10 protein-coding genes are annotated in these 12,388 nt (G+C 48.8%); 5 read left to right on the top strand and 5 right to left on the bottom strand.

Features of this window, described 5'->3' with window-relative positions; genetic code table 11:
* Positions 1–129 precede the first annotated feature (129 nt).
* The 5 genes from MSSIT_RS07250 (at position 130) to MSSIT_RS07230 (ending at position 4,338) form a co-directional block, all read left to right on the top strand.
* The gene (locus MSSIT_RS07250) at positions 130–675 is read left to right on the top strand and encodes a hypothetical protein (protein ID WP_148705117.1); all 546 of its coding nucleotides are present in this window, start codon (positions 130–132) and stop codon (positions 673–675) included.
* A gap of 467 nt (positions 676–1,142) precedes the next feature.
* Positions 1,143–1,814 carry a flavodoxin family protein gene (locus MSSIT_RS07245; protein ID WP_048171233.1) on the top strand — a complete coding sequence of 224 codons (672 nt, stop codon included), beginning with the start codon at positions 1,143–1,145 and terminating at the stop codon, positions 1,812–1,814.
* 94 nt (positions 1,815–1,908) lie between these two features.
* On the top strand, positions 1,909–2,700 hold the full coding sequence (locus MSSIT_RS07240; protein ID WP_048171231.1) for a DUF169 domain-containing protein: 792 nt from the start codon (positions 1,909–1,911) through the stop codon (positions 2,698–2,700).
* A gap of 205 nt (positions 2,701–2,905) precedes the next feature.
* The gene (locus MSSIT_RS07235) at positions 2,906–3,748 is read left to right on the top strand and encodes a fumarate hydratase (RefSeq protein WP_048171229.1); all 843 of its coding nucleotides are present in this window, start codon (positions 2,906–2,908) and stop codon (positions 3,746–3,748) included.
* Positions 3,748–4,338: a FumA C-terminus/TtdB family hydratase beta subunit gene (locus MSSIT_RS07230; RefSeq protein ID WP_048171228.1), complete on the top strand. Its 591-nt coding sequence runs from the start codon at positions 3,748–3,750 to the stop codon at positions 4,336–4,338. The genes MSSIT_RS07235 and MSSIT_RS07230 overlap by 1 nt, the downstream gene beginning before the upstream one ends.
* Positions 4,339–4,771: 433 nt before the next feature.
* Here the strand turns inward: MSSIT_RS07230 and MSSIT_RS07225 are convergent, their stop codons facing one another.
* The 5 genes from MSSIT_RS07225 to MSSIT_RS07205 form a co-directional block, all read right to left on the bottom strand.
* A complete protein-coding gene (locus tag MSSIT_RS07225) occupies positions 4,772–5,638 on the bottom strand; it encodes a helix-turn-helix transcriptional regulator (RefSeq protein ID WP_048171226.1) in 867 nt (288 codons plus the stop codon).
* A 297-nt stretch (positions 5,639–5,935) separates the two neighbouring features.
* Positions 5,936–6,499, bottom strand: a complete 564-nt coding sequence (locus tag MSSIT_RS07220) for a rhodanese-like domain-containing protein (protein ID WP_048171224.1) — start codon at positions 6,497–6,499, stop codon at positions 5,936–5,938.
* Between the two features lie 127 nt (positions 6,500–6,626).
* Complete coding sequence (locus tag MSSIT_RS07215; protein WP_052721564.1) at positions 6,627–9,470, bottom strand: cation-translocating P-type ATPase; 2,844 nt, start codon at positions 9,468–9,470, stop codon at positions 6,627–6,629.
* A 79-nt stretch (positions 9,471–9,549) separates the two neighbouring features.
* Positions 9,550–10,602 carry a polyphosphate kinase 2 family protein gene (locus tag MSSIT_RS07210; RefSeq protein WP_231590461.1) on the bottom strand — a complete coding sequence of 351 codons (1,053 nt, stop codon included), beginning with the start codon at positions 10,600–10,602 and terminating at the stop codon, positions 9,550–9,552.
* A gap of 81 nt (positions 10,603–10,683) precedes the next feature.
* Positions 10,684–12,285 (bottom strand): MFS transporter, encoded by a 1,602-nt coding sequence (locus MSSIT_RS07205; RefSeq protein WP_048171222.1) that lies wholly within the window; start codon positions 12,283–12,285, stop codon positions 10,684–10,686.
* Positions 12,286–12,388: the final 103 nt, after the last annotated feature.

The raw sequence follows: 12,388 nt of genomic DNA, 5'->3' as shown, positions 1-12,388 counted from the left end.
AATATATATCAAGAGAAAATTTTGAATAAATTATACAGTTAAATTACTATGCAGGAGACGGTATAAACGAAAAAATTGGTTTTGGGTTTGTTTATTGTCCTTATGGTTCTTGTGAGTGGATGCATTACTATGTCTTTTGAATCAAAGGTAAACAGAGATGGAGAGATTGTTCAATATAATATGATAATAGATACAAATTCCTTTGTATATGGTATGCTAAATTCCCAAGATTCCGAAGACGGAGAATCTTTGCGAGAGAGTGTGACCTCAAAAGGTGGGAATTATAAGGAAGAATGGGATGGAGACAACGTCAGGATAATTATAACAGGTCTTTCTCCGGAAAAAGCATACACAGAAATAAGCGGAGATTATCTAATATATAAAGACCCTATTGGGGACCTAGCCTCAGATTATGAAAATGACGAAGAAGATCTTTTCGGCATGAATGAAGCTATGGATTCCGCCATAAAAATACATTATTATTTAGAGATGCCAAATGAGATAATTGATTCCAATGCTGACTTTATCGATGGAAATAAAGCTGAGTGGCATATGGTTAACGCAAATTCAATAAGGGATATATATGCAAAATGTGAAGTTCCTTTGTTGCCTGGAATCAGTTTATTCAGTATCCTCTGCATATTCTTTATTATTGCAACACTTATGAAAAGGTAACTACCTACTATTTTATAAATTTGGTTGGGTTTAAGGTATTGAAACGTTCAAGCTCAATCAAATTAATATTTTGAGCTTTTAATAAAATTATCTATTTTTATGTTGTATCCTGAAATGATTTCGCAAATTCAAAACCATTTGAAAGTTCAATACAAGATACAAATGCAGGAGACGTAAAAGGTTAAACTTTGCATAAATTCCAATCCCATTTTGGTACTATGGAATGATCATGTAAAATGAAACGAATTCGAAGTTGAAGTAAAATGGCGGGTCATCTGTATACAATATGTAACTGTAATAAAAGAAATTGGAAAAGTGAAATAATTTTGGGATAAAACACTGTAAAAGATCTATCTTGAAATTTCTGTAATTCCTAATTCCCCAAACCAGAGAGTACAATAAAGTTTTAATTAAATACAATACTCTGTTATTTTGCAAAAGAATTGTAAAATTCAAAGAGGGTAACCATGAAAATAGTCGGAATATCATCAAGCCCGAGAGGCAAGAACAGCAATACCTTAAAACTGCTGGATGCAGCCCTGGAAGGGGCTGAAAAAGCAGGAGCAGAAGTTGAATCTATCGACGTTGCAAAACTGAAGATCAAATACTGCACAGCATGTAACAAATGCCAGGAAACAGGCACCTGCTCAATAAAAGATGACTATAACGGTATGATGGAAAAGCTGCTGGATGCTGATGGTATAATCTGGAGCAGCCCTAACTACATAACAAACGTGACAGCCCAGCTCAAGACAGTCTTTGACAGAAGTCCGCTTGTCATTCACGAACAGCTCTTTGATGGAAAATACGGCCTTTCCTTAACAACTGCTGGCAGCGATGAACTCGATTTTGTCCTTGGCATTATGGATAATTTTATGATACACTGCGGTGGGAACTCTATCGGAGGAGTGGGCTGTTCAGTAGCCCTGGGTCCCGAAGCAATGGAAACAGCCATTGAAAAATCGCGTGATAAGGGAAAAGACATTGTTGAAGCGATAAAAGAGAAGAGAAAATACCCTGAACAGGAAGCTGTGCATGAAGCCTGGAAAGCACACTTCAAGTATGTTATCCTTGCAAACAAAGACCAATGGACACACAATTGTGATTACTGGATTGAAAAGGGCTGGCTCAAAGAATGAAATTTTCGAAGCGGCCGTATTGATCAAAAAACAGGGTTTTCAAGGTAAGATTCCAAAGCTGAGATTCTAAAGGTTATACCTGGGGGAAGCTGCTATGTTAAGCGTTGAAAAACTGAGAAAAAAGCTTACCGAAGCCGGCAGGCTGAAACTGCGCCCTCTCTGTGTTTATGCCACAAATGAGGTTCCGAATGGCGCAGTGCCATCACACACTGTAGACCGCTGTATTGCAAAGGCGGTTTATACTTCTGCCCTTTTTAAAGAAACACCTGCCCTTTATATAGAGGCAGGCCACGAACAGTGCTGTGCTGGTGGGCTGGTATGGATGGGACTTGCTGAACCGCACCCGAAGCTGAAGTACTTCGTAACCGTAGGCACACCGGACTTCCGGGGTGGAGCTGCTGAACATTTAAAAGCAACCCCGGAACTTTTCGATGAGCAGAAAGAACGTGCCGGGAAAATTACTCCTCACAGCAAATATATAGTCATCGCGCCGTGTACTGATGAGATTGCACCTGAGACTGTCAGAGCCTTTATCCTGTTCGCAGGCAGTGAACAGATCAGAAACCTCTGCGGGCTGGCGCAGTTCAGTAACTCCGACCCCTTTTTCAGGACAATAATACCCGGAGGACCTGTCTGTGCTATGATGATCGCTTTTCCTGCGGGCATGGCAGAAAAAGCACCAAAAGACTCGGCCTTTGTCGGGCCTGCCGACCCAACTGGGAATCCCTGGCTTCCACCCGAGTTAATGATTATGGGCATCCCTGCAGGGCTCGCGCAACAAATGGCAGCCGACCTGGAAGATTCCTTTATCTGCAAACGAAGCAGGATCGCGTATCCTGAGAAGCGTATCAGCATAATGCTCCCTGTTACGGATCTGCCAAAATGAGAATAAAGCCTGTCTCGAAAGAAAGTATCCTGGTATATGCGGAGGAGAAGAAATTATTTAATTAAAGAACCCAATTCTCAGAAAGCCAGGGATCTATCCGTCAGGCGTTTGGGACTAAAATTCCTTCTCCTGCAATTATTTTCCGTTTATCTTACGTCCATCTTCTAACTATAATCAATCCATTTTAGCCATTGTGGTGGTCTTTTTGTCTTTAAAACTAAACCGTGAAACCTTTATCCGGTCTATTTCAGACCTGCTCAGAAAAGCGGAAATAGAGCTTCCCGACGATGTGGTTGAAGCCCTCAGGAAAGCCGAATCACGGGAAGAAAGCCCGGTTGCAAAGTTCCAGCTCCAGGCAATCCTTAAAAACATCGAGCTTGCAAAAAAGCATGGAGTTCCCATGTGCCAGGATACGGGCATAATGATCTTTTATGTTGAGCTCGGAACGGAGTTTCAGCCGGGCTTTGACCTTGAAGCCGCAATCCGGGATGCTGCCGTCCTTGCGACTCGGGAAATTCCGCTCCGCCCCAATGCCGTGGACCCCCTGACCCGAAAAAACAGCGGGGATAATACCGGTGCAGGAATCCCGGATATTCACTGGGAACTCGTGCCCGGAAAGCAGCTAAGAATCACGGTTGCCCCGAAAGGTGCGGGCTCGGAAAACATGAGCACCCTTCTGATGCTGAACCCGACCGAAGTAGGAAGCATCAAAAACTTCGTGCTCGAAACGGTGATTAACGCAGGTGGGATGCCCTGTCCCCCCCTGACTCTCGGCATCGGGATAGGAGGTTCCTTTGACAAAGCCGCCAGGCTTGCAAAAGAAGCCCTACTCGAACCCCTTGACACCCCCATGAACGAGTTTGAAAAGGAAATCCTGGAAGCAGTAAACGCCCTTGGGATCGGATGTATGGGGCTTGGGGGCAGCACAACCGCCCTTGCCGTGCACGTGAAAACCGCACATTGCCATACGGCTTCCCTGCCTGTTGCCATAAACATCCAGTGCTGGGCGAACAGGCATGCTTCAGTCGTTTTCGGGGGTGAAGAATAATGGAGTACCACCTGCAGACCCCGCTGAAGATTGAGGAAATCAAGAAACTCAATGCCGGAGACATTGTTTATATCTCAGGAGAGATCCTGACAGCCCGGGACGAAGCCCATGCAAGAATTCTTGAAATGAAAGAAAAAGGAGAAGAACTCCCGTTCTCCCTTACAGGGGCAGTAATCTACCACTGCGGCCCCCTTATGCAGCAGACAGGAAAAGGCGAGAAGGGGGAATGGAAAGTCGTCTCCGCAGGCCCCACAACCAGCGGCAGGATGTCAAAAATGACTCATCCTCTCCTGAAAGCCCATGAAGTTAGGGCTATTATCGGAAAAGGTGGGATGAAAGGGGTCTCAGATGCATTAAAAAATAAATGCGTCTACCTTGCATATACGGGAGGCTGTGCAGCCCTTGCCGCCGAACTTATAAAAGAGGTAAAGACCGTACACTGGCTTGACCTTGGTATGCCCGAAGCTGTCTGGGTACTCAGGGTGCAGGATTTCGGGCCTCTCATTGTAGGAATTGATGCAAAAGGGAAAGATATTTTTGCAGAGGTCAGGGAAAAAGCTGAGAAAGTGTATGAAGGGATGCAGAAGTAAAACCAGCTCTTTATGGTGGTGCAGTCCTCAGATGAAGCAATCGGTAGTACAGTCCTGGAGGTAGTGCAATTTTTCCGGCCTGCACCAGTTATCTGAAATCTTCTCAGTTTGTACTTACACTCCCTGTTTGTACTTGCACTCCCTGCTAGTACCTGAAAAATAATTTCTCTACCTGAAAACCATTTGTTAATCAAAGTTAAATATCAGACGTATCCGCCAGCTTGCCTGGCGGCCCTTCCCAAAATTCATAAAAAGAAGAAATGATAGGAAAATAAAGACCGAAATTTCTTACTGTTTGCCTTTCAGGTTCTCTTACTTCCTCACAAGCGTATTCGGTAGCTGTAACTTTTTTGTTTTTCTCCTTTCCTACTTTTATGTTCTTTTGTCTCTCTTTTTGCCTTTTTGAGACAGACCTATGCTGCCGAAAATAAACTCAGGCGGGGTAGGTGCGTTTAGAAAGGCTTTTGTCCTCTGAACTTTCGCCCCTGCTGGCTTCAAGATATAATTGCTTTGATGGATCAGGCCCCAGAGGTTCAGCCAGCACCCTGAAGTGCTCAAAAAGTTCTTTTCCCCACTGCACGGCTTTATCTCCGAAAACTACCATACTATTGTCCTCACTGTCATCCATTTTTTCGGATGAAAAGCATGTAAGGACCATTGTATCGGTTACAGCAACCGTAGGAGGATTAAAATCATTACCCAGTATATACATCTCTGAGTTTTCAAGAAGAAGGAGGGCATCAAGGTCTTCTTTAAACTCTTCTGTGAGTTTTTCAAAGATTAGCCGAGTAAGTATCACTGAGACCTTCAGTCCTTTTTTTGCGTGCTCCGCACAGATACCCGAGTAGCTCATGTGGGGGCATGAGATGATGAGGAGAAGCTGTTTTGAGCTGCAAAAAGCTTCGGTCACTTCCCTGTACATTGAAGAAACATCATCACCGTGACAGAGCGCCGGGAAACAGACTATAAGTTCTTCCATTAGCTTGAAAAAAACAGGAGGGATTCCTCCGGGTTTAACGCCAGGGCAGTAATCGTAATCGTCTTCAAGCAGCCTGAAAGCTTTAACAAGCGATTCCATTCTTCGGACAAGAATTTTTCCTGTAAGGGAAAGGCTGTATATATTGCCCTGTTGAACCACAAGCCCGTTTTCTTCCAGCCTTTTGAGCCGGGAAAGGATTGCATCCGGACCGATTCCAAGTTCGGAGTTTATTTCTTCGACTGTCCCGGGTTTTTCCTTTAAAAACAAGAACAGATCTGTCCTCCTGGAAGGCAGAAAGACTGTTACCAGAGAAGAGCTCATCAATTTTACTGCAGGAACTACGGATATATATCTTTTACCACAACCAAAATGCGAAAACCAAGCTGAGGAGTTGGATAACAGGGTATCCTCATACCTGAAGGGATCGTGAACGTAAAGCCGGAGAAAACCGGAAGCTGGAAAGCATCTCAAGTATAACCTCACGTTCATACTCTGTTTCACCTTTGGAACGAGGGGCAGAGCCTGTATGACTCGTCAACATTGGTTGGGAGGATGACTCGGGAAGCCGCTGAATCTTTAGTTTAACGGTAGTTCACCAACTTACATACCTTCTTTGCGTCATAGATTTGAAGGATAACTAGCTGTCCATTCTGCAGGGTCAAATACAATTGGACACCCTCCACTTACCCATGAATCGATACCACCCTGAATGTTATACACATTTTTGTAACCCGCATCTGCTATCAACTGGCTTGCAGCAGCGCCTCTGTTTCCTGCTTTACAATAAACGAATACTTTTATATCTTTATTTTTTGGTAATTCATCCATTCTATTCGGCAATAGCTGGCTATCGGATAAATTAACAGGATCATATGCTGGCACATTTTTTAATGGGATCAGTTTTGCTCCTCCGATATGCCCGTGTTTGTGTTCAGCAGGGGTACGCACGTCCAGAATGAACACACATTTTTGTTCGAGTGTCTCACTGGCAACACAGGGCGTAATATTTTGGTACCCAACTGAAATAGTATAATCAGTCTCAGTATAATCAGCCTCAGTATAATCAGTCTCAGTATAATCAATCTCGGTATAATCAGTCTCAGATACTGCTTCTGCAATGCCCGGGACAATTATGAGAAGCGCAATAAGAATTGTAAAACCTGACAAGTATTGTTTATTCAACGAATTCCTCCACTCAAATTCACTCAAATTGATTCATTCTCACATTCCAACTACATCCTGAAGATTCATCCCGTTAATTGTGGGCGTATCACGATGGTTTCGGATGTTTTCGCCTGGATGTTTCCGCTTATGCATGGGCTGGTGCTGCGGCAACAGGAGTTGATGTATCATGCTTGTGGCTTCTGCGCATGAAGAACTTTATGACCTCATCGACGAGTAGTAGGGCGATGGCAGCGGCGATGCAGATCCGCCAATGGTGCCCGCTCAGCGAGGTCAGGCCAAGGAGGCGCTGCAGGAAGCCGAGTTCGGTTGCCAGGATGGTTATCAACAACGCCATGCCATAGAGTTGCAGCTGGTTTCGATCACGGATAATGTCCCGGTCAAAGGCGGTCCCGGTCTCGCTGCGAACGCTGAGTCCCCTGGAGATACTGAGTAAGGCGAAAGCCACAAAACCCATAGTAGCCGCCGTGACCGCGCCGGCTGTTTCGAAGATCGCCTCCAGATAGACCGTGAAGATCGCCATAAGGATGCCGAGGAAGGCGATGCGCACCCATTGTGAGGTTGACAGGAGGGGTTGTTTCAGCGGCCGTGGTTTCTTCTCCATCAGGCCTGAAGCCGGCTTGTCGAACCCCAGCGCCATAGCTACCGGGACCGAGATCAGGAAGTTAAGAAACAGGACGACAAGCGCTGCAAACGGGGTTCCCCCGAGTACAAAGAAGAACGCAGCCAGCAGGTAGCATGTGATGTACGCCACCAGCTGTCCCATCTGGAAGCGGACAAAGTTAAACAGGTTGTTGTAGATATGCCGGCCATACTCCACCGCCTTGACGATGGTGGCGAAGTTGTCGTCGGTCAGGATCATCACCGCTGCATCCTTAGAAACTTCGGTGCCGGTTATGCCCATCGCCACGCCGATGTCGGCTTTCTTCAGCGCAGGGGCATCGTTAACCCCATCGCCTGTCATCGCCACGATGTTGTCCTTCTGCTGGAGAAGGGTCACCAGCCGGATTTTGTCCTCCGGGGTCACGCGGGCCACCACACCGATCTGATCCAGCTGTGGCTTCAACTGTTCATCAGGAATGGCGGCAAATTCTGCCCCTGTCAAAGCCTGACCTTTAATTCCCAGTTCGTTGCCTATGGCGGCGGCTGTCACCGCATGATCGCCTGTGATCATACGCACCTGGATGCCGGCACTGTGGCAGCTGGCAATCGCATCCCTTGCCTCGCCTCGCGGAGGATCGACTATCCCAACCATCGCTAGAAGGGTCAGGTCCTGCACCAGGTCAAGCAGGTTACTTTTCGGATCGAAGGCGGCCGGATCGAAGTCCCGGCGTGCCACGACCATGACCCGTTCCCCGGCGGCCGCCATGCGGTCGTTTTCGGCCAGTGCCAGATGACGATTTTCGTCGGTTACTGCAAATGGCTCTCCCCCCGGAATCCAGTAGTAGCCACCACGAGCGATCAACACGTCAGGCGCTCCCTTGACGCAGCAACGCACAACCGGCCTTCCCTGCTCGTCGTTCATGTTATGAAAGGTCGCCATGAACTTATATTCGGCATCGAACGGCACCTCAGCAACACGCGGGAACATCTCTCTCGCGCTGTCCACATGGATGCCCCCCTTCTCAGCCAGCACGATCAGAGCACCTTCGGTGGGGTCGCCAATCAGGGTTTCACCGTCCAGCCGCGCGTCGGCGCACAGGGCCATAGGCAGCAAGACCTGATCAAGGTCGATCCTTTTCCCCCCTGCACTCTGGATCTTACCCTCCGTGCTGTAAGGCGCCGTATTTTTCTGCCACGGCTGGCCGGGAGAAATGCCCCTGGTCAGTTTCAGCTCTCCCGTGATGCCGTAGCCTTCACCCGTAACATGGTAACGGTTCTGGCCGGGGATAGTGAACTCTACCGCTGTCATCTTGTTAAGCGTCAGCGTGCCGGTCTTGTCCGTGCAGATGGCCGAGACCGAACCAAGCGTCTCCACCGATGGCAGCCGTTTAACGATGGCGTTCTGGGCAGCCAGCTCCCGCGTGCCCATGGAATACATGGTGATGACCACAGCCGGCAGGCCGGTGGGGATGGCTGCGATAGCCAGAGCCACACCGGCGATGAAGATGGAGTCCAGGGGCTGCCCGTTGCGGAATCCCATTATGACCATCAGGATGAAAGCAAGACCTGCCAGCCCTGCAATGATCATTGTCAGCCGGTCAAGCTGCTTCTGCAAGGGCGTCTTATCCGCCTTGGTCTTGTTGAGTAGGTCGGCTATGTGGCCCATCTCGGTGCCCATGCCGGTGGTAGTAACTATCATCTCTCCGCGACCACGGGTGACTGAAGTGTTCATGTAAGCCATATTATGGCGGTCCCCCAGGGGCACTTCGGCCCCGTCTATGACTTCGCTATTTTTGGCTGAAGCAACGCTTTCGCCGGTCAGAGCCGCTTCTTCGATTTCCAGTGTTGCCGTCACAAACAGGCGTCCGTCAGCAGGGACGACATCGCCGGCCTCCATTAACACGACATCGCCCGGCACCACCTGTGTGATATCTACTTCCTGTGTCACACCATCCCGTCGCACATGAGTGATGCTTTTCATCGTTCCGGCTAGCTCCGCCAGGCTGGCAGAGGCCTTGGATTCTCCGCGCAGGCCCAGTATCGCATTGAAGACAGTCAGACCCACCAGAACCAGCGTGGTTCCCCACTTTTCTGTGAATATCAGGTTGATAAACGCTGCCACCAGCAGGACGATCTGCATCAGATCCTTATACTGCCGCAGAAACGCCTGCCAGCCGGGTTCTTTATTCATTTCCACCAGGTGATTCGGGCCATACTTCTGCAAGCGCTGCTGAGCCTCAACCGCACTCAGGCCCCTGTCCGTATCGACCTGAAGCCGGCTGGCGATTTCTGCGGGCGTAAGTGCATACCATTCGACATCTGACGCCATCTGGGCCGGACCAGGCGATTCTGTTTGATTGGATGACATGTTCCTTCTCCTTGAATTCGAAAAGTGTGGAGGTTTTGAAGCCTTAAGGTTTTGAGTTGTCCTGCTTTAGGGCGTGGTTTTACCTGTTCTTCTTGCCTTTCTTTTTGGATTCGTTCCTGGTTCCCTCTCTGCCTGAAGCCGGAACTTTTTTATTTGCGGCTGCCTTCGCTTTGGCCTTTACGACAGCTTTATCCTTCTTACCTCCGTCCTCGTTTTCGAGCTCTTCCTTAGCCACAAGAAGAGCCTGTTTTTTCTGCTCACTGACTGTCGGATAGGCAAGGTTGAGTTTCTTCATAGTGCTGTATAGTACGGCTGCAACGGCCAGCCGCGTAAACCACTTATGATCGGCCGGCACGATATACCAGGGTGCCCATTCAGTACTTGTATGGTTGAACATGTCTTCGTAGGCATCGAGATAATCGTCCCAATGGGCCCGCTCTTTTATGTCAGCTGCAGAGAACTTCCAGTTTTTCTCAGGCAACATGGTCCTTTTCAGGAAACGCTTCTTCTGGGCTTCTTTGGACACGTAGAGAAAGAACTTGACGACAATTATGCCATTGTCGACCAGATACTTCTCGAAGTTGTTGATCTCTTCGAAGCGCCGCTTCCAGATACCCTCGTCCTTCAGTGCGGGAGGGAGCTGCTGGCCGGCAAGTATCTCGGGATGCACGCGCACAACCAGGACTTCTTCATAGTAGGAACGGTTGAAAATCCCGATGTCCCCGCGAGCAGGCAGGGCCCTGAAGTTCCGCCACAGATAATCGTGGTCCCGTTCCTCACCGGAAGGCGCCTTGAAACTGTAGACATCGACTCCCTGCGGATTGACCCCTGACATGACGTGCTTGATAGTACCATCCTTGCCGGCTGCATCGAGAGCCTGAAGGACCATAAGCAGAGCATACTGGTTCTGGGCCCAGAGCTTGTCCTGCATCTCAGCAAGCATCTGGATGCCTCTTGCAAGGGTCTCTTTTGCCTCTGCCTTCTTCAGCCACCTGCCGGTGAAACCGGGATCATAGTCCTTCCTCAGGTTGATCTTCCTGCCGGGCGGGACCCTCATGAATTCCATCAATGCTTCAATTCTGGCTTCCACATCTTCAATTCTGGTTTCCATATCTTCAGTTCTGTTTGCCATAGTTTGATTCCCTGTATATTCCTTGTATTGAATGTTCAGGACCTGTCGAACTTCCGAAGCTTACTGGGTGTGTTTGAGGATTCATTCTTTTTTAGAGACCAGGATTTCAGGCGGCAGGAAGACCGAGACAATTATGCCGAATATTGTAATGATCACCAGTCCCAGGAGGGAAGTTCTTATCCCCTTAATACGGGCGATTTCGTTGATCTTCAGGATTTCCTCTGTAAGGTCGGGAGGGACACCCTCCAGAGCGGCCTGAAGTTCCTCATCGCTCAAGAATTGTACATTCTCTTCTACTGCAGATATCAGGTCAGGTTTGAGGTCCTCCGGAATTGTAGTACTGTCATCGATCAAGGTAATGGCTCCTACTGCCAGGCCTGCAACCAGGAGAGAGCCCATAAGCGCAGTCCCGATGGCCATGCCAAGGTTCTGGGAAGTGCCCATCAGGGCAGCCGTCTCGCTTGTTCTTTCGGGAGTTACCTGGGAAAGCACAAGGTTCATCACCTGGGATGCTATAAGCCCCCCGCCTATACCTATCAGGGCGAAGCCGGTCATAAGGCCAAGTCCCCTTACCTCTACGTCAATGGTTGCGATAGCCAGGAAAAGCCCTGCAAGAAGTATGACCAGTCCTGCCTGGATGATGCGCTTCGAAGCAATGAAGATGGAGAGCCGGGATGCCGTTAGCGAGGCGATCAAAAGCGGTATGGAAAGAGGCAGGTAGACAAAGCCGGTCTGCATCGCATTTAAGCCCAGGACAATCTGAAGGAAGAGAGCCATGCTGAACAGGAAACCTCCGAAAAGGAGGGTCTGGACCATCTGGGTGAGAATTCCCGATGTGACCCTGCTGTCTCTGAGTACGTCGAGCCTTACCAGCGGCATTCCTCCGCTGCTAATGAGATGGCGTTCCCAGGCGGCAAAACCCAGCAGGATAATGGCTCCTGCTGCAATGAAAACGGGAGTAGGGGAAAGACCGAACGGGGAAATTTCAATCCCTGCGATTGAGAAAGTCTGGCGTGCAGTCCACCAGCCGTAGGTCCCTGCCATCAATATCCCAAAAACTATAAGCCCCATTCCCAGCGCGGAAAGAATGGACCCGATTACATCCAGCTTCGGTTCTTCTCCGGCCTTGAGAGGTGCATCCAGGATAAAGCGGCTTAACGCCAGGACAATGATCACTATCACCACCTCTCCGGCAAAGGCAAGCCGCCATGTGTATGCAGTAGTGAGCCAGCCTCCTATTATAGGCCCGAGAGCGATTCCGCTTGCAACGACTCCCCCAATAATCCCGTAAGCAATGGCACGATCCTCCCCTTCATAGTTTGAAGTCACGAGAGTCTGGATGGCAGGCATGACCAGGGTTGCCCCAAGCCCTTCAAGGATTGACCAGCCCACAAACAGTACACCTATTGTCGGGCTGATCGCCGTCAGGAGCGAACCCACCCCATATATTACCAGTCCGAGCCTGAATGCCCGTTTTCTCCCAACAATATCTCCGATCTTTCCCCCTGTAATCATAAAGGATGCCATAACAAGTGCATACAGGGTAATAGCGCCCTGGACGGTGGTCACGTTCGTATTGAAGTCGCTGATAAGTGCTGAAATCGAGACGTTCATGATTGTGGTATCAATAACAAGCACAAACATTGCAAGCACGAGCGCAACAAGTACGGTCTTTCTCTCCATGTTACCACCTCCTATGAGTTAGGGTAAAAGTAAACACCTGCGGCATAGAAGCTCCCCTCCTGCTTACAGGTCAGTTGTTTCTCCGGACAATAAAGTGGGAGCA

The sequence above is a fragment of the Methanosarcina siciliae T4/M genome (assembly GCF_000970085.1).
Classification (GTDB): Archaea; Halobacteriota; Methanosarcinia; order Methanosarcinales; family Methanosarcinaceae; genus Methanosarcina; species Methanosarcina siciliae.
The sequence above is the reverse complement of the archived record's forward strand: the minus strand, read 5'-3'. Positions and strand labels throughout refer to the sequence as shown.